Genomic DNA, 23,997 nt, shown 5'->3' on the forward strand with positions numbered 1-23,997 from the left:
TAGATATCCGAATGGGGCAACCCAGTACCATGAAGTGGTATTACCCTACGGGGGGCAAACGCGGGGAACTGAAACATCTAAGTACCCGCAGGAGAAGAAAACAATAGTGATTCCGCAAGTAGTGGCGAGCGAACGCGGATCAGCCCAAACCACGCTGGTTACGGCCAGAGTGGGGTTGTAGGACCCACCAAGTGGGCATTGATCGAACTGGAATGGCATGGGAAGGCCAATCGTAGAGGGTGAGAATCCCGTACAGGTAAGAGAAGTGTCTGAGTGGGTATCCTGAGTAAGTGGGGACCGGAGAAATCCCCTCTGAATCCGGCGGCACCATCCGCCAAGGCTAAATACTCCTGAGAGACCGATAGTGAACGAGTACCGTGAGGGAAAGGTGAAAAGTACCGCGAGCAGCGGGGTGAAATAGAACTTGAAACCATGCGCTTACAAGCGGACGGAGCCTACGGGTGACGTCGTGCCTTTTGCATAATGAGCCTACGAGTTACGGTTACTGGCAAGGTTAATGTGTTGGAACACAGGAGCCGAAGCGAAAGCGAGTCTGAAATGGGCGATTAGTCAGTGGCTGTAGACGCGAAACTTGGTGATCTACCCTTGGTCAGGTTGAAGCGCTGGTAACACATCGTGGAGGACCGAACCGGTAAACGTTGAAAAGTTTTCGGATGAACTGAGGGTAGGGGTGAAAGGCCAATCAAACTGAGAAATAGCTCGTACTCCCCGAAATGTTTTTAGGAACAGCGTCGTGGTCGAGTCATGTTCAGGTAGAGCTACTGATAGGACTAGGGGGAGTCAAATCCTACCAAATTCTGACAAACTCCGAATGGGGCATGATATACACGGCAGTGAGGGCTGGGGTGCTAAGGTCCCAGTCCGAGAGGGGAACAACCCAGAGCATCAGCTAAGGTCCCAAAATATATGCTAAGTTGAACTAAGGGGGTCCGACTGCAGAGACAGCCAGGATGTTAGCTTGGAAGCAGCTATACATTTAAAGAGTGCGTAACAGCTCACTGGTCGAGCGGGGCGGGCATCGATAATAAACGGGCATCAAGCATATTACCGAAGCTATGCGATAGTATTTATACGATCGGTAGGGGAGCATTCTCACAGGGGTGAAGGTTTGGCGTAAGCTGGGCTGGACTGGTGAGAAAAGCAAATGTAGGCATAAGTAACGATAATGCGGATGAGAAATCCGCACACCGAAAGACTAAGGATTCCTCCGCTATGCTAATCAACGGAGGGTTAGGCGGGGCCTAAGGTATAGCCGACAGGCGACTACCGATGGACAGCAGGTTAATATTCCTGCCCTTGCATGCAGTGTGAAAAAGTGACGGAGTATTGTGGTGTATACGTACTGACGGAATAGTGCGTTGAGCGGAGCCTACGGGCGATGCGAATACACGAAAACGCTTCCAAGAAAAGCTTTTGAAACATCAGCTGTACGCAACCCGTACCGTAAACCGACACAGGTAGTCGAGAAGAATATTCTAAGGTGCTCGAGTGAATCACGGCTAAGGAACTCGGCAAATTAACCCTGTAACTTCGGGAGAAGGGGAGCCTCCTCAGCGATGAGAGGCCGCAGAGAAATGGCCCAGGCGACTGTTTAGCAAAAACACAGGGCTCTGCCAAAACGAAAGTTGACGTATAGGGCCTGACACCTGCCCGGTGCTGGAAGGTTAAGAGGGGATGTCATCGCAAGAGAAGCATTGAATCGAAGCCCCAGTAAACGGCGGCCGTAACTATAACGGTCCTAAGGTAGCGAAATTCCTTGTCGGGTAAGTTCCGACCTGCACGAATGGTGTAACGATCTGGGCACTGTCTCGGCCGTGAGCTCGGTGAAATTGTAGTAGCGGTGAAGATGCCGCTTACCCGCCACGGGACGGAAAGACCCCGTGCACCTTTACTATAGCTTTGCATTGTTTTCGGGTCAGGGATGTGTAGGATAGGTGGGAGGCTGTGAGTGGGCGTCGCCAGGCGTTCAGGAGCCAACGTTGAAATACCACCCTTCGCTGGCCTGGGATCTAACTTCTTTAAAAGAAGGACCGTGCATGGTGGGTAGTTTGACTGGGGTGGTCGCCTCCAAAAGTGTAACGGAGGCTTCCAAAGGTCTGCTCAACACGCTTGGTAACCGTGTGTGGAGTGCAATAGTACAAGCAGGCTTGACTGTGAGACCGACGGGTCGAGCAGGTGGGAAACCAGGGTATAGTGATCCGGTGGTTCTGTATGGAAGGGCCATCGCTCAAAGGATAAAAGGTACGCCGGGGATAACAGGCTGATCTCCCCCAAGAGCTCACATCGACGGGGAGGTTTGGCACCTCGATGTCGGCTCGTCACATCCTGGGGCTGGAGAAGGTCCCAAGGGTTCGGCTGTTCGCCGATTAAAGTGGCACGCGAGCTGGGTTCAGAACGTCGTGAGACAGTTCGGTCCCTATCTGTGGTGGGCGTAGGAAGATTGACGGGGGCTGCCTTTAGTACGAGAGGACCGAGGTGGACCCACCGCTGGTGAACCGGTTGTCACGCCAGTGGCATGGCCGGGTAGCTATGTGGGGAATAGATAAGCGCTGAAAGCATCTAAGTGCGAAACTAGCCCGAAGATGAATCTTCCACATAAGGGTCGTTGTAGACTACGACGTTGATAGGCTGCAGGTGTACGTGTAGAAATACATTCAGCTGAGCAGTACTAATTACCCAACAGCTTGCACATTACACTTCTTATTTTTCTCTTCTACTTCCAATATGACATGAAATGAGCCTATAAGTTTATTAGTTCATGAGTCAATGAGTAAAGAATACTCATAAACTTTAAACTCATAGACTTTAAACTCTAACTCAAAGATATTGTTGCTAATAACCAACAAAGACCTTGTTGGTGGCTATTGGCCTGGTGTTCACCTCTTCCCATCCCGAACAGAGAAGTTAAGCCCAGAACCGCCGATGATACTTGGATCAAACCTGGTAAAGTAGGTAGCCGCCACAATACCATTATACTAAGACCATCTCAAAAGGATGGTCTTTTTTTGTGTTTACCTCTTTCCACTCGCCCGCGAGCCCGGCCCGGACAGAGAAGTTAAGCGGGGCTGCCTAAGCCGGGGGCGCCCAGCCAGCGTGGCCCGACCCAGAACCGCCGATGATACTGGGAGACTCTCTTGGATTAGGCGCCCGCGACCAAACCTGGGCGGTCCCACTTGGTAAAGCAGGTCGGATCGTCTAGGTAACCGTCATAATATTATAAGCAACCGTGTTCCCTCAGAGGGATGGCGGTTTTAGCGTTGCAAGATATCTGGAAATGAATAGGTACAATTGCCTTCGCAGTAATAAAAAGGCTTCAGGAACTGGTTCCTGAAGCCTTTGATATGATAATATCAGATAATATCAAAAATCTAATTGAAGCCCTTTGAAATCTCAATAAAGAACAGGCTTATTGACTTTCGTAGACATTAACTCTGTTACCGAGTTGACAATGCCTGCTGTGTCTAAGCCGCATTCCTGGTATAATTCGTTGGGTTCGCCGTGTTCAACTATGTTATCAGGTATCCCCAGTCTTTTTATTTGAGAAGAGTAGTTGTTGTCAATCATGAATTCCACAACCGCGCTACCAAAACCGCCTTGTAAGCAACCATCTTCTACGGTTACGACCTTGTCAAAGACTGAGAAGATTTCGTGAAGCAGAGGCTCATCTAAGGGCTTTGCAAAGCGCATGTCATATAACCCTGGCGATATACCTTGTTTTTCCAATAGATCACATGCCTGTTGAGCAAAGTTACCCAACGGCCCGAATGACAGAATCGCGATGTCAGACCCTTTCTTAACTAATCTGCCCTTCCCTATCGTGATTTCTTCAAATGCTGTTTTCCATTGCGGCATCACACCGTTACCTCTTGGATAACGAATGGTGAAAGCTTTTGTTCCGGACTGAAATGACTCCAATTGCGCAGTATACATCATGTTTCTCAACTCCTGCTCGTTCATCGGAGAAGCTACAACCATATTGGGAATGCACCGCATAAAAGCGATGTCGTACACACCATGATGCGTTGGGCCGTCAGCCCCTACCAGGCCGGCACGGTCCAGGCAAAAAATCACGGGTAATTCCTGAATGCAAACGTCATGGACTACCTGGTCATATGCACGTTGCATGAAAGTCGAATATATATTACAATAAACGACTTCGCCCCGGGTAGCCATTCCCGCTGAGAATGTAACAGCATGTTGTTCCGCTATTCCTACGTCAAATGCGCGGTCAGGAATAGCTTCCATCATTATGTTTAATGAAGATCCTGACGGCATCGCAGGCGTAACCCCAACAATCTTAGGGTTTACATTGGCCAACTCAACAATTGTATTGCCGAAAACATCCTGATATTTAGGAGCCTGGGGAGTGTCGTGTACTTTTTTCTTTATTTCTCCTGTGATCTTATCAAAAACACCTGGTGCATGCCATTTGGTCTGATCCTTTTCAGCAGGGCCGTAGCCTTTTCCTTTTACTGTAAGGCAATGTAGCAGCTTTGGACCGGGGATACTTTTGAGATCTTTTAGAACTTCTGTCAGGTGACTGATATCATTGCCATCAATCGGGCCAAAGTATCTTAATCCTAATGATTCAAAGAGGTTACTTTGACGAAGTATGGCGGTTTTCATTACCGTTTCTACTTTCGATACAATCTCCTGGGCGCTTTTACCGAAATTGCTCATTTTGCCCAACAAGTTCCAGACTTCGTCCCTGAACTTATTATAGGTTTGAGAGGTGGTAATGTCGGTAAGATATTCTTTGAGCGCCCCTACATTCGGATCAATGGCCATGCAATTATCATTCAGGATAATCAACAGGTTTGAGTCCGTTGCTCCTGCATGGTTCATCCCTTCGAAAGCCATTCCGGCCGTCATAGCACCATCGCCTATGATAGCAATGTGCTGACGTTCGAAATTCTTCTCCAGAGCGGATGCCACTGCCATACCTAATGCAGCTGAAATGGACGTAGACGAATGTCCAACTCCAAAAGCGTCATATATGCTCTCTTTTCTTTTTGGAAAGCCTGAAAGGCCTCCATAAGTACGGTTCGAGTGAAAATTATCCCTCCTGCCGGTAAGAATTTTATGGCCGTAAGCCTGGTGTCCCACATCCCATACCAACTGGTCGTCAGGGGTATTAAAAACGTAATGTAGCGCAACGCTTAATTCTACTACACCAAGACTAGCTCCAAAATGACCTCCGTAAACAGAAACATTATCAATTATAAACTGACGTAATTCATTACATACCTGGGGAAGTTGCGAACTGTCGAGTTTACGTAAGTCCTCTGGAGAATCAATTTTAGCTAATAATTTTCCTGGTGTTATAAGCATATGGTGGACTATTAATCAGATTTCGGCAACCGTTTTATTCAAAATATGAACAAAATTAATCAAATGGGTATTAAATCTGACTTTTATTTTTGCTGGCTTGCCTTGAAGAGCTTTTGCTTTTCTTCCTTGGTAAGGCTTTCATAACCAGACTTGGAAATTTTATCCAGTATAGAGTCAATTTCCATCTGATCAGGCATTTCTATAGTTCCCGAAGATGATGATGAGTACACACTGCTACTGCGATATACTTGTCTTTCACGGTACGTTACCTGCATGGAGGGACGCTTTCGAAAAAGTCTGGACCAACCGTTCATTACTGCATAGAGCGGCTTTCCAAGATCTGTCCCACTTTGCAATAGTTTGATAAAAACGTACCCAACAAATGCGCCTCCCAGGTGGGCGAGATTACCACCTGCATTAGGACCCACAGTTTGAGCCAAAGACAGAATAATGTAAAATAGCGCGATGAATTTGATCCTTACCGGCCCTAAAAAGATTAGATTGAAGGTATAGTTCGGCAGTAAAGTTGAAGCGCCTACTGCCACAGAAAATGCAGCTGCGGAAGCTCCCAGCATTCTGGATCCAACGATGTGGGCCTGGAAGTAAGGAAGAATGTTATACAGGACAATGTAGATCAGTCCGCCGGCAATACCGCCGAGCATATACAATGCGATCACCCTTTTTGCACCCAAATATTCGTCTACAAGCTTCCCAAACCAATAGAGAAACAGCATGTTGAACAGAATATGAAATATATCGTCGTGTGTGAAAAAGTAGGTTATAAGTGTCCAGGGCTTGTATAGAAACTCGTAGGTAGCAGCGGGAAGCTGTAGAGAATTAATAACCGCCACGTATACATTCGAAGACTGAGAGAGTGTCAGAATAATTTTTAAAAGCAGTAATACCAGGAATACTGCCGTATTGATCAAAATTATTTTTATCAGTGCATTCTCTGATTTCGCGAATTCCCTTTTTACGTCGTCAACAATATTGCTCATCTTTCAATAGAAATTTGTTTTTTGCGTACCCCAGTAACGCAACAATATATATGCAAATAGCATTCCTCCAATGTGCGCAAAATGCGCAACATTATCTGACTGAGCATTTTGGATTCCTGAATACAATTCATACAATCCGTAAAAAGCGACGAAATATTTAGCCTTTATTGGGAAGGGCACAAATAGCAGGAAAAGCTCAGTATTTGGAAATAATAATCCAAACGCCATAAGGATGCCGAAAATTGCTCCGGAAGCCCCTACCATCGGCGTATTGATCAAACGTTCGTAATAAGCATTAACAAAATTTACACTATCCTGAATATAACTGGTATTAGTTGGATTTCCTTCAAATTTATTTAAAAAATCAAGACTGGATTCGTAAATGCCTTTCGCATGTTTACTCATAAATTCTGCCAGCCCGTCGGGTGTAGGGTTTTGTGTAAATATCTCAACAGCCTGGTGTACCTGACTGTTCTCAAAATAGTCAATTCCTGAGAAAAGAAGGCCGGCGCCTATCCCTGTAAAAAAGTAGAAAAACAGAAAGCGTTTTTGCCCCCACATCCTTTCAAGCAAGGGACCAAACATGAATAGCCCGAACATATTACTGAACAAATGGCCCAAACTGCCGTGCAGGAACATGTACGTGACAAACTGAAAAATATGGAAATGTGGTGACAACAATGATCTGAGGGCGAAATCCTCACTTAAATTCATGATACTGGAATCGACCAGGTAAAACAGAATATTGAGAATAAGCAGGTTTCTAACAGTTGGGGTTATGGCTAACATATAAAATTTTAAAATCAAGGATTAGAGTTCAATAACTGCTTGCTGCATATTTTTGTTTCCCTAGTTTTTAAATATGCTGCTGAGTTTATCCATGGTCAGCAAAACGATTATCGCTTCACCGCCGGGAGTACGGTTTGGATCCGTAGACGCAAACAACTGGTCAATGAGCGTGTGGATCTCAACGAAGGAAAGTTTGACGGCATAACGTACAGAAAAACGCCTTGCCAGTGAACGTGAAAGACTTTCTGGCTTATTTAGTTTCAGGTCGGAGTAGCTTTGTTTCAATTGCTCTATCAGCTCCTCAAACAGGTCTTGCTCGCTCTCCTCAGGTAAATCAGCAGGTATACCACGAATGATCAATTCATTAGAACCAAATTCATCGAATTCAAAACCCAGACTGCGAATCTCCTTTTTCGTTTCATGCACCAGCTGCATATCCGAATGAGTCAATCGGATTGTTTTCGGAAAAAGCAGCTGCTGACAGGCGCCATTCCGGTTAGTAAGCATCTTCCGATATCGTTCGTAAAGAATTCGCTCATATGCAGCCTTTTGGTCAATGAGCATGATCCCGTCTTTGACCTGAGAAAGAATGTAACGGTTGTGAAGCTGAAAAAGGACCGCATCACTCTCCGGCGCAGATATGACTTCGGAAGCCATTCTGTTCACCTTGCTCGCTACCGTCTTCGCATGTTCCTGATAAGCGGGTCTCGAAATAGCAGTCGTATTCATCTCAAATGCAGCTAGCTCGCGGCTCCTGTCCTCCGAATTCTGTAACCCTTCGAACAACTTGTTCCAATTCGTCAGGTTGGATTTTGAATGACCGGCTTCGTCTTTTCTGGATTGGGCAGCCCAGTCTGGCATCACAGTCCTTGGTATCAGATTGTGGTTCTGATCGGAAGGAGAAGGATTTAGAAAATTAATATTATCATCAAAATCAATGGACTGAGACAGATTGTAAACACCCACTGCCTTCTTAACCGCAGCCATAATGATAGCATATACCGATCGTTCGTCATCAAATTTGATCTCCGTTTTAGTCGGGTGGATATTGATATCAATGTGAGAAGGATCAATTTCAATGAACAGCACATAGAATGGATGGCTTCCCTCGGGAATCGTCCCGTCAAATGCGCTGATCACCGCATGGTGCATATAGCTATGCTTGATAAAGCGGTCGTTTACGAAGAAAAACTGCTCTCCGCGTGTCTTCCTGGCGAACTCGGGTTTACCAATGTAGCCACGCACGCTGATGTATGAGGTGTCTTCCTGGCAAAAAGCAAGTTGCTCCCGATAACTTTTGCCATAAATATCAATGATCCGGCGCACAAGCTTTCCGGATTGCAGATTGAAAACCTCAGTGTCGTTATGGTGTAACGAAAATGCTACCTGGGGATGTGCCAGTGCAACGCGCTGAAATTCATCCAGCACGTGACGCATTTCCACGGAGTTGGATTTCAGGAAATTCCGACGTGCAGGAACGTTGAAAAACAGGTTTTTGACAGAAATATTGGTACCCTTCAAGCACGCTACTGCTTCCTGTGTTTTGATTTCTGACGCATCAATGCGAATCAGGCTGCCTAGCTCATCAGTGTCCTCCCGGGTACGCAGCTCGACCTGGGCGACGGCTGCAATAGAGGCAAGCGCCTCCCCTCTGAATCCCATTGTGCGTATCCTGAACAAGTCATCGGATTGCCGGATCTTGGATGTAGCGTGTCTTTCAAAAGACATTCTCGCATCGGTTTGCGACATCCCCGTGCCGTCATCAATGATCTGGATCAATGTCCGTCCGGCTTCCCGGAGTATCACCTGAATCTGTGTCGCTTTCGCATCAATTGCATTTTCCAATAGCTCTTTCACCACAGAAGCGGGTCTTTGAACGACCTCTCCGGCGGCGATTTGATTGGCTATGGAATCTGGTAATAATTGGATGATGTCGAAAGACGGCATGTGCGGATTGCTATTTATTTTACTATAACAAATAAACAAAATTTTTTTAACAGCCGGGTTAAAATTGACGGGTAGTAAGCAAGGGAAGGCTCCTTTTATTCTTTTTTCAATCGAAATAATTACATTATTTATTGAAATTTTATAGATTATTAGAACGTTTTTGTAGTAAGTTTTTGTTGACCTTAAATATTTTGTATATCTTGGGATACTAAACTCCCGACTTAACAACCTGATCCTGACATGAAAGCACCCATTTTTAGAAGATTCAATTTTACTATGGCATTACAGTGGCTTATATTTTTGCCGGTAATATTGCCTCTTTGTATCATATTCGGAGCCTTGCAAGGGGTAATGACTATGGTGGAGAAAATGGCACAAAGAATGTGGATGGATATGGAGTTGTAATTTGCGAATCGATCTATATCAAGTTTATATAAAGCAAAAGAGCCCGGAAACTTTCCGGGCTCTTTTGCTTATTCATTACTTTCAGAATTTCCATCTCACAAAGGCTTCCATTGCCTCATATTCCGCAAGTCCCAGCTCATCGTACAAATGAGCGGTAGCACGGTTGCGCTCCTCGGCCCGCTGCCAGAATTCCCTGGAATCTTCTCCCTGGAACACCACACCGTCCTTTTGTGACTGATGTTTGAAAATTCCCTGGCGTTTTTTCAAAACCTGGTCCGGGCTCATTGGCACAGCCATCTCGATTTCATATATATCCCATTCCGCCCAGGCGCCACGGTACAACCATACCCAGCAATCCTTCATGAAGTTTTTATGTTTCGAGCGCTGTAATGCTGCTTCGATAGCGTCCCAGCAAACTTTGTGCGTTCCGTGCGGATCGGCAAAGTCTCCCGCCGCGTAAATCTGATGCGGTTTGATTTCTTCGATCAGGTTTTCAATGATCTTGATATCTTCTTCGCCAATTGGTTTTTTCTGAACAGTACCTGTTTCGTAGAAAGGCATGTCCAGGAAATGCGCCTGGCTCGTAGGGATTCCTACAAACCGGCATGTTGCCTTAGCCTCACCTCTACGAAGCAATCCTTTTACCTTACGTATTTCGGGAGTGTCAATTTCACTGTCTTTGGTATGTTTCAGGAATTCCTTGGCATCCAGGAACAGTTTGTTTGCATCAGGACTTTTTATTCCAAAACCATTATTGAAATCAACCACGAAGTCAATAAAACGTAATGCTTCGTCGTCAGCTACGGCAATGTTACCGGAAGTCTGATACGCCACATGCACTTCATGGCCCTGGTCAACGAGTCTCTGGAAAGTACCGCCCATTGAGATGATATCGTCATCCGGGTGAGGACTGAAAATCAGGACGCGTTTTTTCGCAGGCTGCGCTCTTTCCGGACGATGTGTATCGTCGGCATTAGGCTTGCCACCTGGCCAGCCAGTAATCGTATGTTGTAATTGATTGAAAACGTTAATGTTGATCTCATAACCAGAACCGTACTGGGCCAGCAAATCGCTCATCCCGTTATCATTGTAATCCTTATCTGTCAATTTCAGAATAGGTTTGTTCAATGCACCGGAAAGATATGTGATCGCTTTTTTGATCATTTTATTATCCCAAACCACAGAATCAACCGCCCAAGGGGTTTTGATACGGGTTAGTTCGGTAGCCGCACTTTCGTCGACAACAAATGAAACGTCGGGATGTGCTTGCAGGTAAGAAGCGGGGTTAAGCTCCGTAACCGGTCCTTCCACAGCGCCACGGATAACCGAAGCTTTTCTTTCACCCCAAGCCAGCAGGACGATACGACGGGCATTCAAAATCGGTGCAACACCTAATGTGATCGCTTTACGAGGCACATTATGCAAGCCGCCAAATTCCATTCCCGCAGCAACCCGTGTCGAATGATCGAGTGTAATAAGTCTTGTGCGGGAGTTGATCAGCGACCCAGGCTCATTAAAACCAATGTGGCCGTTTCCACCGATGCCAAGCAATTGAAAATCCAATCCTCCTACCGCATTGATCTTGTTCTCATAGGAAGTGCAATACTCTCGCAACATAGCCGGAGGTACTGTTCCGTCGGGAAGGAAAAAGTTCTCTTTCGGAATATCTATGTGATCGAACAGCTGTTCTTTCATGAACCTGTGGTAGCTATAAATGGATTCGGGTTCCATTTGGTAATACTCATCCAGGTTAAAGGTGATCACGTTCTTAAAACTCAGGCCTTCCTCTTTATGCATCTTTACAAGAATGGCATAAACAGTTTTGGGAGACGACCCTGTTGCAAGTCCCAAAACACAAGGCTTACCCTCTTTTTGCTTTTGACGGATTAAATCCGCGATCTCTTTGGCAACCGCATTGGAAGCTTCCTTTGAATCGGCAAATATCTGCGTAGGTATTTTCTCGTAGGTAATAGGCTGGCCGATCGTTCCGGCTGTGCCTTTTCCGTTGTTGGAGGCTTGCATCAAAATTGTTTGGGGACTCACCGTTTGTTGGCTCATAATTTGCTTGAATTTATTTTAAGAGTTTGCGAATAGACTGAGCAGTGAATTACTGGATTTGTGCCTGAGTGTTCGATCACGCAAGACTAATTCGGTTGTGCAAAAGTACAACTCAAAACGAATATTATTAAAAAAATTTAAAAAATAACTTTAAGTTAAAACTACTCGTTTTCCTTCAAATGTGGCTATTTGATGGTTGTTGAAATCGCTGAGCGGTATACATGGAGAGATAAAGTAAGTGTATTTATTTTATTCCAAGAGAATTGCTCGTATTTTTGCACCTTAATTCTACGAAAACATCACACCATTTTTTCTGACAAATCCCATGTCTACACTCACAAGCGTTGTACGTGATACTACTATTTTTGATCTGATAAACAGAGAAAAGCACCGCCAGGAGTCTGGTATCGAGCTGATAGCCTCTGAAAACTTTACTTCCAAACAGGTAATGGAAGCGTCGGGGAGTGTACTGACCAACAAATATGCCGAAGGATTGCCAGGAAAAAGATACTATGGCGGATGTGAAGTAGTAGATGAGATCGAGCAGATTGCCATTGATCGTTTAAAAGAGCTTTTCGGTGCTACCTGGGCTAACGTACAGCCACATTCAGGAGCACAAGCCAATACAGCCGTTTTTCTTGCCTGCTTGAACCCAGGGGATAAAATAATGGGTTTCAACCTTGCCCACGGCGGACATTTAACGCACGGATCACCTGTTAACATTTCAGGAAAATATTTTCAGCCTGTATTTTACGGGGTTGAGGCAGAAACTGGTTTGATCGATTGGGATAAAGTGGAAGAAACTGCCGTAAGAGAACGTCCGAAATTATTGATCTGCGGAGCTTCCGCATATAGCCGCGACTGGGATTACGAGCGTCTGCGCGCAATCGCTGACCAGGTAGGCGCATTGTTAATGGCAGACATTTCTCACCCTGCCGGTCTTATTGCCAAAGGTCTCTTGAATGATCCGTTCGATCATTGCCACATTGTAACTACTACAACACACAAAACTTTGCGTGGCCCACGCGGCGGTGTGATCATGATGCGTAATGATTTTGAAAATCCATTTGGTATCAAAACCCAAAAAGGTCAGCTTCGTACCATGTCGTCATTGTTAGACTCAGGAGTTTTCCCCGGAACACAGGGAGGACCATTGGAGCACATCATTGCAGCCAAGGCGATAGCATTTGGTGAAGCATTGAGCGAAGGTTACTACAACTATGCGACTCAGGTTGGAAAAAATGCACAGGCAATGGCAAAGGCATTTGTTGACAAAGGTTACCGTATCATTTCCGGCGGAACCGACAATCACTTAATGCTGATCGACCTTCGTACTAAAAACGGAATCGAATCAGGACTGACTGGCAAGCTTGCAGAAAACACATTGATCAAGGCGGATATCACTATTAATAAAAATATGGTTCCGTTTGATGACAAATCGCCGATGATCACGTCAGGTATCCGAGTAGGAACTGCCGCTATGACTACACGCGGGCTGGTGGAAACGGATATGGAGCGTATCGTGGATCTGTTGGATACTGTGCTTGTTAATCACGATCAGGATGCCAAGATCGCCGCTGTCAAAGAAGAAGTTAATAACTGGATGAAGCAATATCCGTTATATATCTGATAAATTATAAATTACGTTTACTGCGTGATGGCCCGGCTGTCACGCAGTTTTTGTTTACAGGCAATGTGGGTCACAATGCTTATATCTTAAAGAATTGTGCACTGACATGTTTTGACTTAATAAAGTTTTCATAACTTTGCACTCCAAAATCGAATTAATTGATATGAGCAAGAAAAACACGGACGAGTCCGGGCTTGAAATTATTGAAACTCCGGAAGCATTAGCTGGCCAAATCAATAAAGCAGAGGTTTTTTTTATAAAAAATCGTAAAATAGTTTTAGGCATTGGAGGAGCGATATTGGTTGCCGTTGTGGCGTTTGCCGGGTATCGTTTTTACATTGACGGCCAGGAAGGAACAGCTCAGGATGCGCTTGCAAGTGTAGTTTATGATTTTGAAGCAGATTCTCTGCAAAAAGCATTGAACGGTAGCGGCGGAAACGAAGGCTTGTTGTCCATTGCAGACAGTTATAAAGGTACCGATGCCAGCAATCTTGCCAATTTTTACGCAGGTGTCGCTTTGCTGAAACAAGGTAAATATGATGACGCGATCAGTCACCTTCAGTCTTTCAGTTCTTCTGACCTGTTGGTTCATGCTCGTGCGCAATCATTGATCGGAGACGCATATCTTGAAAAAAACCAACCAGCCGAGGCCATGTCTTATTACCAGAAAGCTGCTGACTATCAAAAAAACGAATATTTCACGCCGGTATATTTAATGAAGCTGGCTATCGCTCAGGAAAAAGCAAACCAGGCTCCTGACGCTGTTGCTACATATAAACGTGTTATTGACGAGTTTCCTCTTTCATCGGAAGTGGTTAACGCTAAGAAGTACATGGGATTATTAGAGGGACAGGTCGGCAAATAATGGTTAACCATTTCTGTTTCTGAAAAAGGATAAAGCCGACAAAGGTTTTATCCTTTTTTATTTTTTCAACTATTCATATTCCTAAGAGATTTCTGAAAATCAATTATTATGTCAAGTGCGGATAAGAATTTAAGCGTTTTTACAACAGAAGGCCTCCCGGACATTAGTGCCAAAAAATTTGCGATCGTCGTAGCTGAATGGAATAGTGAAGTAACCGAAAAGCTTTTTGAAGGAGCATATCAGACATTGATTACATATGGTGCCATCGCGGCCAATATCGTGAGAGGTAATGTGCCGGGGAGCTTCGAACTTACATTAGGTGCCCAATGGTTTGCACAACGCAAGGACATTGACGCCGTAATTGCATTGGGCGTGGTGATCCAGGGCGAAACCAAGCATAACGATTATATCAATCATGCCGTAGCTCAGGGTATCACCAATGTAAGCCTCAAAACAGACAAGCCGGTCATTTTCGGAGTACTGACACCTAATAACATGGAGCAGGCTTTGGAACGATCGGGTGGCGTACATGGAAATAAAGGAGACGAAGCAGCGATGACAGCGATTAAAATGCTCGGGCTTTATTCCGAAGTTGCCAGGGGTTATTATTTGTAGTCATACATGGTCATTTATTGTCAGGAATAGTCATTTGTGGTCAGGAAATAGTCATTAATGGTCATGTGTAGTCATTCAAAACAGTTCTTAACCATTATGACAATAAATGACAACACATGACTAAGCATGACCACTCCTGACCAAACATGACAAAGCCTGACCACTCTTGACTTTATAAAACATTCAATCATTCAAAATTCAAAATTCTACATTAAAATATGCAAGTCTGGAAATTTGGCGGCACTTCGGTTGGAAAGCCTGAACGCATGCATTCGATCCGCGAACTTCTTAATAGTGATCCTAGCCGGAAAATTGTCGTACTATCGGCACTTTCAGGCTCTACCAATGCATTGATCGCCATTGGTGAAGCAGCCAAGGCGTTTGATGATGCAAAAGCTGCGGCTTTGATCGAAGATCTGAAAACACATTACGGCTTGTTCATCAAAGAACTATACGCTACGCCGGCAGGCCGTGCCAATGGTCAAACGATCGTGGACAATGAGTTTGGCTTTATCAAATCTTTGGTAGGCATCAAACCTTTTACCATCAAACAGGAAAAAGAACTGGTTGCGGAAGGTGAGATACTAAGTACCAAAATGTTCCAGGCATATCTGGAAGAAAAAGGAGAAAACTCTGTTTTGCTTCCTGCGCTGGACTTTATGCGCATCGATGCGGATGGAGAACCGGAGCTTGCTACCATTGAAGAGAAACTGGTAACGATTTTAAATCAATATACCGACAAGCAGACGATCATTACACAGGGTTTCATTTGCCGCAATCCACGCGAAGAGGTAGACAATCTGAAAAGAGGAGGCTCAGACTACACTGCATCGTTGATCGGTGGAGCGATCCGTGCGGACGAGATCCAGATCTGGACGGACATTGACGGAATGCATAATAATGATCCCCGGATCGTGAAGCGTACATTCCCAATTCGCGAGCTGACGTTCGAAGAGGCGGCGGAGTTAGCGTATTTCGGTGCGAAAATTTTGCACCCGAGCACCATTACCCCAGCCAAGTTGAGAGGCGTTCCGGTTCGTTTAAAAAACACGATGCAGCCAGAAGCTCCGGGCACATTGATCGCCAACCAAACATCTGACAGGGACATCAAAGCCATCGCTGCCAAAGACAACATTACGGCGATTTACATTCATTCGACCCGTATGCTGAATGCTTACGGCTTTCTTCGTAGGGTTTTTGAAATCTTCGAGAAATATAAAACACCGGTTGATATGATCACCACTTCGGAAGTATCAGTGTCGGTAACGATTGATAACTCTGAGAACCTGGATAAGATCAGCGCGGAATTAAGAGAATTCGCTGATTTAGAAGAGCATGACCGTGACCAGAACATCATTTGTATCGTAGGTAATTTCAGTGCGGATAAAGAAGGCATTGCTTTAAAAGTGCTGGATGCTATGAAACACATTCCCATACGAATGATTTCGTATGGTGCCTCGGAACACAATCTTTCGTTATTGATTCACTCCAAATACAAAGCAGAAGCGCTGAATGTGTTGAACGAGCGGCTGTTTTACTATGAGGATGCCATGAAAGACATTTTTACAGCACCATAAGCTACCGCCAACATGTTACAAACCAATTTTATCCGCGATAACAGGGAGCTGACGATTGCAGGATTAATAAAGAAACATTTCAAAGACCCGGAAGCGGCAGTTGACAGGATTCTGGAACTGGATCAAAAACGACGCGAGTTGCAGCAGAACCTGGACGAAACCCTGGCATTGTCCAATAATAAAGCGAAGGAGATCGGTGCGCTGATGAAGGCTGGCCAGAAAGAGGAGGCCGAGGCCGCGAAAGCAGACACAGTAGTCTTGAAAGAACGCTCCAAAGCATTGGACGAAGAACATAAGTCTGTGGAAGCATTGTTACTGGAAGAGCTGGTAAAGCTTCCCAATTTGCCGCATGCGAGTGTTCCGGAAGGGAGAACAGCTGAGGATAATGTCAATATACTGGAAGCAGGTGCAAAGCCGGTTTTACCGGAAGGAGCACTGCCTCACTGGGAACTGATCAGGAAGTTGGGAAAGAACCAGGCTCCTATCATTGATTTTGAACTGGGAAATAAAATTTCCGGCGCTGGATTTCCGGTCTATAAAGGCAAGGCCGCGCGCTTGCAGCGTGCAATGATCGCATTCTTCCTGGACGAGGCAGGAAAAGCGGGATATACTGAAATACAGCCTCCCATTGTAGTGAATGCGGACTCAGGGTTTGCTACCGGGCAATTGCCGGACAAAGAAGGTCAGATGTACCACGATGCTGCTGACGATCTGTACCTGATCCCGACAGCGGAAGTGCCTGTTACGAATTTGTACCGCGATGTGATTGTAGCAGAAAGTGATTTGCCGGTTAAAAATGTCGCCTATACACCTTGCTTTCGCCGTGAAGCGGGTAGCTGGGGTGCGCATGTGAGAGGTTTGAACAGGTTACACCAGTTTGACAAAGTTGAAATTGTTCAGATTAATAAGCAGGAAGATTCCTACAAGGCGCTGGATGAAATGGTTGAGCACGTGAAAAGCCTATTGGGGAAACTAGCATTGCCTTACCGAATTTTACGGCTTTGTGGGGGAGATATGGGTTTCACCTCTGCATTGACTTATGATTTCGAGGTATGGTCTGCGGGGCAAGAGCGTTGGCTGGAATGCAGTTCTGTCTCTAATTTTGAAACCTACCAGGCAAACCGGTTGAAACTAAGATATAAGACTGCGGACAAGAAAACGCAGCTGCTTCATACATTGAATGGTTCCGCATTGGCTTTGCCGAGGATCGTAGCCGCATTGCTTGAAAACAATCAGCAGGCTGATGGTACTGTGAAGGTGCCTGCGGTTTTGGTACCGTACTGCGGTTTTGATGTAATTGAATAGATCAAATTTGGTTCATAGTAAGAAGGCTCTCAATCATTTGGGGGCCTTTTGTGTTTTCCAAAAGCGAGGTAATACCAGTTTTATCCATAATAAGTCGGCCGACCTTTTCAGAAGAAACGCCAGGTTCGATCTGGAATGAATTTTCAAACTGACTTCCAGTAATCCTCGTTCTGAAACAATGGAATGCGATTTGAGGCGATGTCTGATAGTGGTTGACCATTTCCATCAGGTGCGTGGAGACCAAAAATAATGAGCCGTTGGAACGAGAGAATCCATCTACTACGGTTTTGGAACAATGTAATGCATCGTCATGATTGGTACCTCTGAAAAGTTCGTCGATGATGATGAAGCATTTGTCTCCTGCATGCAACGCTTCCGCGACACTTTTGATGCGCATCATTTCATTATAGAAGTGACTATACCCGGCCGCAAGATCATCCGAAAGGTGAATGGAGGTATAAAGTCGGTCAAAGAATGGCAGGCTCATTTCTTTGGCTGGTACGGGGCAGCCCAGATGTGCAAGATAAATTGCGATCCCGCAGGCTTTCAAAAACGTCGTTTTACCGCTGGTATTAGCCCCGGTGAGGATACAAACGGGGCGCTCATTTGATAGTACGAAGCTGTTCGGAACAGCATTTGGAATGAGCGGATGCCAAATGGTGGCGGCATTGAATTCATTTATATTTTTTTCAAACCGGGGAAATGATAGCGAATGCTGAGAGGCGGTTTTGATGATGGCAAGATAGGCGTCGAATCGGTAAAAAATATCCAGCAACTGACGCAGTTCTTTTTTGTGAGAGATCCTGAAATAATAATCCATGCGAAAAACAGCACGGTTCGAGAGCCTGTCTTCCTTTTGGTTCAGGAAGGATTTGATGGTCCCCGATGATAGAAACTTTCGCATAAAGGCTACTTCGTTCGCAATTTCGCCGGGAATGTCCTCCTCTCGCAATGCTGCCAATGTATGCTTAATGGCCTTTATGAGACGGAATGTGGCGAATAACCCGCTTTGGATCCGGTAATATTCCTCTGGACTTTTTAGGAAGTAAATGAAGGTATCGAACCAATGCCGGAACACATCGTTTGACATGGAATGTGCAACGCTCAATTCATAGTAGCTTTCCACGGCCATGATATAGGCCCTCGGAATGGTAATCTGCCAAATTTCGGGCTTCTCCTGGATAGTTTTCAGCAGCTTTTGAAGAGATAGTAGCTCGGAAAGACTGCTTTTGGGCTTGCTGAGCATTGCCTTCAGATAATCTCTGCCGCCGGGTGTTTTGGTCTGATCAAAAAAATTGAGGATGCTTACCGAACGATTGTTCTCCGCAATGATCTGTAATTCAAGTAAAGTATGCTGATCAACAGGGTGCATTTTGAGAATTTTGGATATTCTCAAAAGTAAAAAGCTGGGAGAAAGTTGGGGCGTTAAATAAAGTTAAACTTCGCTTTTCCTGGGGAATGCAAGCCAGATGAAATAGCCTGTAAGCCCGACAATGCAAATCTGCATCACGTAGTCAATGAGCAGTTCAGTAGATGCGGTTGGATCAGAAGGCGTCATGTAACAGGGCATGCCCAACCGCCACCAGTACGACGGATGAATAACACAGAGTGCATTAAAAATCAGTAGCAATGCAATCTGCGTCTTGTTTTTCCAATCGATCACGTAAAAAACGAGTGGAATCAGGAAGAGGAAAATGTAGTTGCTATATGCGCTTTGCTGAACGATCATCATGGTGGCGTAGAGCACAATCCAGACGCGGGACAGCATAACCCTGAAATCAGCATTACGCAGTCTCAATGCTGCTAAACACGCCAGCCCGACTGAAATAGCGAGTCCTATCCAGTTCCAGAATTTTTCTCCAACTCCAATGTGGTTAAAAAACAGAGGATTCAGGATGGACTGAATGTTCGGCGCGCGTAATGTTTTGGCTTCGTCAAGCGGCTGTGTAAATTCCCAGCCGACCAATGGATACAGTACGGCCAGCGATATAATTCCGATAATGACCATTGGAATCAGCAAACGAATTTTTTGCTTCTCCAAAATGAACAACGGAACTAGTATCAGCACAAAAATCGCTTTCGTCATCAGCAGCCCGATCGCCAGAATGATCGCATACCACGCAACCCACAGCGTTCTCTCTCGGACCAGGTAAGCGAGTATGACAAACAGCCACATCCAGACGTCCTCCTGCGCTCCGATGATGCAGAGTACCAATGAGCCGGGTAATAGCAGATATAAGACCGCATTGAAAAGAAAAATACCCTTCGACTGAAATGGCCTGAAAAAGTGATAAGAAGCCCATATTGCCACTCCATCCATGAGCGCCATGGTTAACACGATCATTTTAGGGCTATACCAGAATTTCAGCCAAAAGCCGAGGAAATATGCGTACAAAGGTGAATACGGCGACCAGAAATCACGGTAGACAATCTGTCCCAGTGATGCCTTGCTGCCTTCATCCCAAAATCCATTGACGTCGGAAGTGGGTTCCTGGCCGGCTATGAGGTAAATGGCTATGAATGGTAAAAGACGCAGCAACACCCAGCCGGTAAGCAATGTACCGTTAACGGGTTTCTTTTCGAGCCATGATGTTAGTGCGTCCCGTTTCAGGAGAATTGCAATTACTAGCAATGAGGACAGCAGACTGATAGCCAGCTTGGCGAAGACTATGCTCATGCCGTTGCCAGGTTTTCAGAATACACAACCTTGCGGTAAGTTTCTTTCAGTATCCAGAAAAAGCAAAGCACATTCAAGATTTGCAGGGCATATTCAAACAAAAATGAAGGGTTTCCGAACATTCCCAGGGAAGTATAGGCAGGTTGTTTGATATAAACCCACACAAACGGCTGAACAACCGTCAGCCAGTTTACGGCCAGTAGTACCACAACGTGAATGGATTTCCGGATATCAATCACTTCAAACAGTACGGCCATCAGGTAGGCGATCACGTAGGCGCCCATTGCGCTGGCCTGGAATATCATCATACAAACAAAGCAGGCAATGAAAATACCGGGAAGCACTTCATTAATGTGCCGGTGCCGTGCTTTGAAAGCCATATAAGCTGGAATGAAGACGGTAAAGAGCAGCCCGAACCAATTGATCAGTGTTGATTTTTTTTCATTGATATGAATAATGGTTTCAACAAATGGCCTGGTAATGGAAAAGAGGTTAGGCGTCATTAATTGCTCGGTATGCTGAATGGGCATCAGGAAAAGGTCGCCGATCTGCCAGTATAGAAAGCCAACTGCGGGTACCCCGACAGCAGCCATAACCAAAAGCATTTTTACCGGTTTTTTGACCACAACAAGCGTTGCAGGTAGCAAAAAAATGAATGTTACCTTAATAGTCAGCAGAGCCAGCGCATAAAGCAACCCGATCCCCACTTCATAATCCACGGGTTTTTTGATCGTAAAGCGCCATATGAGTAAAGCAGCGCCCCAGAACCATACTTCTTCCTGGCCGTCTACCAGGATGTACATGAACGCAGCCGGCAACATGTAGTAGATCATTGCCAATTGTAGTGCATTGCTAGTCCTTTTCTTATAAGTTTGGTAAGTCAGCCAGAGAATGCCGCTTTCCATCAGGACCATAAACAAAACGATGGCGCGGGAATTGTGCCAGATCCAGACAGGCAGGCTGATAATGTAAGCGTATAATGGTGCGTGGTAAGACCAAAAATCCCTGTAAACGAAGCCGCCTTTTTTGGCAGCTTCCGCTTTGTAAAAAAAGAAAGGAATATCACCACGCGGATCTTCGTTAACAATAAGGAAAATACCTATCCACGGAATAAGCCGGAGTAACACGAACCCTAGGCCAAAGATCAGCTTTTCATTCTCTGCCTGCCATCGGGCAAACACGTCGGATCTGCTGATGGTCCAGATGATTCCAAACGTTAATCCAAGGTTGATGAGGAGCTTTATATAAAAAATCGTAAGGATCGGCATGTGTGATATGCAGTGATAAAGGCGCAAACTTAAGACAACTTTTCTTGAAAATGAGCAGCAAAACCCAAAGTTTTAATTGGTTATAAAACTGTATGCTTGCATACCTTTTGTCAAAATTATATTTTTGATAAACTTCATCCACTGTAATCATTGCTAATTATGTCAATTGCTTCTCAACTAATTGGAATGGATTTTAACCTGAGCGAAGAACATCTGGCGGTTCAGGCGGCTGCCCGGGACTTTGCCCAGAATGAACTTTTGTCGGAGGTAATTGAACGGGACAATGCTCAAAAGTTTGATCCTGCATTGATCAGGAAGATGGGCGAACAGGGTTTTTTAGGCATGATGGTGTCGCCGGAGTATGGGGGAAGCGGGATGGATACGCTTTCTTATGTGATTGCGATGGAGGAAATCTCCAAAGTAGACGCGTCGGCCAGTGTCATGATGTCGGTTAATAATTCCCTGGTTTGCTGGGGACTTGAAAAATATGGAAGCGAGGAACAAAAACAAAAATATCTGACGAGACTTGCAGCAGGAGAGATCATCGGTGCGTTCTGCTTATCAGAGCCTGAGGCTGGTTCCGACGCCACGTCGCAGCACACCACGGCGGCAGACATGGGCGATCATTATTTATTGAACGGTACCAAAAACTGGATCACTAATGGTAATTCGTCTTCAGTTTGTCTGGTCATCGCGCAAACCAACCCTGAAAAACAGCACAGGGGTATCAATGCATTGATAGTCGAAAAGGGGCTGGAAGGGTTTGTAGTTGGAAAAAAAAGAGGATAAAATGGGTATCAGAGCCTCGGACACCCATACACTCATGTTTACAGATGTGAAGGTACCGAAGGAAAATCGCATCGCGGAGGATGGCTTCGGTTTCAAATTCGCGATGAGCACATTGAATGGTGGCCGCATTGGAATAGCCGCCCAGGCGCTGGGGATTGCAGCAGGCGCATTTGAATTATCCTTGAAATATTCCAAGGAAAGAAAAACTTTTGGCCGGCCGATCAGTGAACACCAGGCGATACAGTTTAAGCTATCGGAAATGGCTGTTAAAATCGAGGCAGCACGGCTGCTTGTCTATAAGGCGGCACGTATGAAAGATGAAGGAAAGGACTATATCCAGGCCGCGGCGATGGCTAAATTATATGCATCCGATGTTGCCATGTGGGTTACAACGGAAGCGGTTCAGGTTCACGGAGGCTATGGATATGTGAAAGAATATCATGTTGAACGCCTGATGAGGGACGCGAAAATTACCCAGATTTACGAAGGTACCTCAGAAATACAAAAACTTGTAATAGCCCGTGAGCTCCTGAAATGATTCGATTTTCCCTATCAAGTCTATTTTATTCTAAATCTTGGATTAAAATGATATCAAAATATCACTTTTTTTCATTTTTTTGTCAATATATACTTGTATTAGTTTTGTACAATTTATTAGATTTGTACAAAAATTGGAACAATGGTCAAAAGGGCCCTTAAATATATCAGTTATGGAAGACTATAATAAGATTATTGAGTCGCTGGGGGTGAAATTCGTGAAGGCACGTCATATCCGGATTTTGCAACCCATTACTATTAAAAACTTTTATGACGTACAAAACTCGCTAACGATTTTGTACGACGGAGAAGTTTCTTTCGGATCTGAGGAATCGCATAAGGTTGAGGAAGGAGATATGCTGTTCATTCCGGGAGGCAAGCATGCGACGGTAACATACGGTAACACGCAGACAGCTAAGACTGTATCCAATGAAGAGTTCATGACCAACCGTGATAACTATATCGAGGCTGGCCACGATCCTGCTCTCATCGGAAAGTTGCCGAACTCATTTGGGTTAATATCATTTGAAGCAAAAGTCTTTGATACGGTTAACTTCTTTACCTCTCTGGACGTTCCTCCGTTCCTGATCAAAAGAGATGACCAGATCGCGATCACGATCAACCAGATCCTGACGGAAGATATGCTTGATACTCCTGGTAAGGGGCGTATCATCAAGATCAAAACGGAAGAAGTGGTGATCGAGATCATTCGCTACATTCTGAAAAACAAATTGTTTGTTGAGCAGCTTGTAACAAACAGTACGTATTTCAAAGATCCCCGACTGATCGATATCTTTGCTTACATCAAGGATAACCTGGGCGGTGACCTTTCTAACAAGGTTCTGGCGAATGTTGCGAACGTATCAGAAGATTATGTAGGCCAGTATTTCAAAATGTTGACCGGTATCAATCCTCAGGATTACATCGAGTACCAGCGTATGGAAAAAGCAGTAGACCTGCTTCGTACTTCTAAGAAGAGCATTCGTGCGATCGGTTCGGATGTAGGTTACAAGGACACAGCCTATTTCTGCCGTCGTTTCAAAATGATGTTCGGAATTCCAGCCGGCAAAATGCGCCGTCGTGAATCATTAATGAATGTTTAGAAAATATTTGAATGCATAATAAAAAGGAGAACCTGAATGGGTTCTCTTTTTTATTGGTCAATGGTCAACCGTCAATGGTCAA

At 45.1% G+C, this 23,997-nt stretch carries 14 protein-coding genes, 2 rRNA genes and 1 pseudogene (1 of these 17 only partly in view); 9 read left to right on the forward strand and 8 right to left on the reverse strand.

Features of this window, described 5'->3' with window-relative positions:
* Positions 1 to 2,713: ribosomal RNA gene (locus ON006_RS25125) — 23S ribosomal RNA — on the forward strand (it extends 107 nt beyond the left edge of the window).
* A 161-nt stretch (positions 2,714 to 2,874) separates the two neighbouring features.
* Positions 2,875 to 2,986: ribosomal RNA gene (rrf, locus tag ON006_RS25130) — 5S ribosomal RNA — on the forward strand.
* Positions 2,987 to 3,411: 425 nt separating this feature from the next.
* Here the strand turns inward: rrf and dxs are convergent.
* The 5 genes from dxs to nagB all read right to left on the reverse strand — a co-directional run bounded on the left by dxs (position 3,412) and on the right by nagB (position 11,513).
* Positions 3,412 to 5,352 carry a 1-deoxy-D-xylulose-5-phosphate synthase gene (dxs, locus tag ON006_RS25135; protein ID WP_244824858.1) on the reverse strand — a complete coding sequence of 647 codons (1,941 nt, stop codon included), beginning with the start codon at positions 5,350 to 5,352 and terminating at the stop codon, positions 3,412 to 3,414.
* Positions 5,353 to 5,435: 83 nt separating this feature from the next.
* Positions 5,436 to 6,350 (reverse strand): rhomboid family intramembrane serine protease, encoded by a 915-nt coding sequence (locus ON006_RS25140; protein WP_244824855.1) that lies wholly within the window; start codon positions 6,348 to 6,350, stop codon positions 5,436 to 5,438.
* Between the two features lie 3 nt (positions 6,351 to 6,353).
* Complete coding sequence (locus ON006_RS25145) at positions 6,354 to 7,139, reverse strand: rhomboid family intramembrane serine protease (protein WP_244824853.1); 786 nt, start codon at positions 7,137 to 7,139, stop codon at positions 6,354 to 6,356.
* A gap of 60 nt (positions 7,140 to 7,199) precedes the next feature.
* Entirely contained in the window at positions 7,200 to 9,086 is a 1,887-nt protein-coding gene (gene mutL / locus ON006_RS25150; RefSeq protein ID WP_244824850.1) for a DNA mismatch repair endonuclease MutL, read from the reverse strand.
* Positions 9,087 to 9,572: 486 nt separating this feature from the next.
* On the reverse strand, positions 9,573 to 11,513 hold the full coding sequence (gene nagB, locus ON006_RS25155) for a glucosamine-6-phosphate deaminase (RefSeq protein WP_244824865.1): 1,941 nt from the start codon (positions 11,511 to 11,513) through the stop codon (positions 9,573 to 9,575).
* 361 nt (positions 11,514 to 11,874) lie between these two features.
* On the opposite strand from nagB, the gene glyA reads away from it, so the two are divergent.
* The 5 genes from glyA to serS all read left to right on the forward strand — a co-directional run bounded on the left by glyA (position 11,875) and on the right by serS (position 17,541).
* The gene (gene glyA / locus ON006_RS25160; RefSeq protein WP_244824848.1) at positions 11,875 to 13,179 is read left to right on the forward strand and encodes a serine hydroxymethyltransferase; all 1,305 of its coding nucleotides are present in this window, start codon (positions 11,875 to 11,877) and stop codon (positions 13,177 to 13,179) included.
* Between the two features lie 163 nt (positions 13,180 to 13,342).
* Positions 13,343 to 14,044 (forward strand): tetratricopeptide repeat protein, encoded by a 702-nt coding sequence (locus ON006_RS25165; RefSeq protein ID WP_244824846.1) that lies wholly within the window; start codon positions 13,343 to 13,345, stop codon positions 14,042 to 14,044.
* A gap of 108 nt (positions 14,045 to 14,152) precedes the next feature.
* On the forward strand, positions 14,153 to 14,659 hold the full coding sequence (gene ribH / locus ON006_RS25170; protein WP_244824840.1) for a 6,7-dimethyl-8-ribityllumazine synthase: 507 nt from the start codon (positions 14,153 to 14,155) through the stop codon (positions 14,657 to 14,659).
* A 218-nt stretch (positions 14,660 to 14,877) separates the two neighbouring features.
* The gene (locus ON006_RS25175; protein ID WP_244824839.1) at positions 14,878 to 16,236 is read left to right on the forward strand and encodes an aspartate kinase; all 1,359 of its coding nucleotides are present in this window, start codon (positions 14,878 to 14,880) and stop codon (positions 16,234 to 16,236) included.
* A 12-nt stretch (positions 16,237 to 16,248) separates the two neighbouring features.
* Positions 16,249 to 17,541 (forward strand): serine--tRNA ligase, encoded by a 1,293-nt coding sequence (gene serS, locus ON006_RS25180; RefSeq protein WP_244824837.1) that lies wholly within the window; start codon positions 16,249 to 16,251, stop codon positions 17,539 to 17,541.
* Between the two features lies 1 nt (position 17,542).
* On the opposite strand, the gene ON006_RS25185 is transcribed toward serS, so the two are convergent.
* From ON006_RS25185 to ON006_RS25195, 3 genes are all read right to left on the reverse strand, one after another.
* Positions 17,543 to 18,913 carry a MutS-related protein gene (locus tag ON006_RS25185; protein ID WP_244824835.1) on the reverse strand — a complete coding sequence of 457 codons (1,371 nt, stop codon included), beginning with the start codon at positions 18,911 to 18,913 and terminating at the stop codon, positions 17,543 to 17,545.
* 63 nt (positions 18,914 to 18,976) lie between these two features.
* A complete protein-coding gene (locus ON006_RS25190) occupies positions 18,977 to 20,218 on the reverse strand; it encodes a hypothetical protein (protein ID WP_244824834.1) in 1,242 nt (413 codons plus the stop codon).
* Positions 20,215 to 21,486 carry a hypothetical protein gene (locus ON006_RS25195; RefSeq protein ID WP_244824832.1) on the reverse strand — a complete coding sequence of 424 codons (1,272 nt, stop codon included), beginning with the start codon at positions 21,484 to 21,486 and terminating at the stop codon, positions 20,215 to 20,217. The genes ON006_RS25190 and ON006_RS25195 overlap by 4 nt, the downstream gene beginning before the upstream one ends.
* Before the next feature lie 186 nt (positions 21,487 to 21,672).
* Here ON006_RS25195 and ON006_RS25200 point away from each other — a divergent pair.
* Both ON006_RS25200 and ON006_RS25205 read left to right on the forward strand, forming a co-directional pair.
* Positions 21,673 to 22,813: pseudogene (locus ON006_RS25200) on the forward strand (acyl-CoA dehydrogenase).
* 172 nt (positions 22,814 to 22,985) lie between these two features.
* Positions 22,986 to 23,915, forward strand: a complete 930-nt coding sequence (locus ON006_RS25205) for a helix-turn-helix domain-containing protein (protein ID WP_244824830.1) — start codon at positions 22,986 to 22,988, stop codon at positions 23,913 to 23,915.
* Positions 23,916 to 23,997 lie beyond the last annotated feature (82 nt).

The organism is Dyadobacter pollutisoli, from assembly GCF_026625565.1.
Taxonomy (GTDB): domain Bacteria; phylum Bacteroidota; class Bacteroidia; order Cytophagales; family Spirosomataceae; genus Dyadobacter; species Dyadobacter pollutisoli.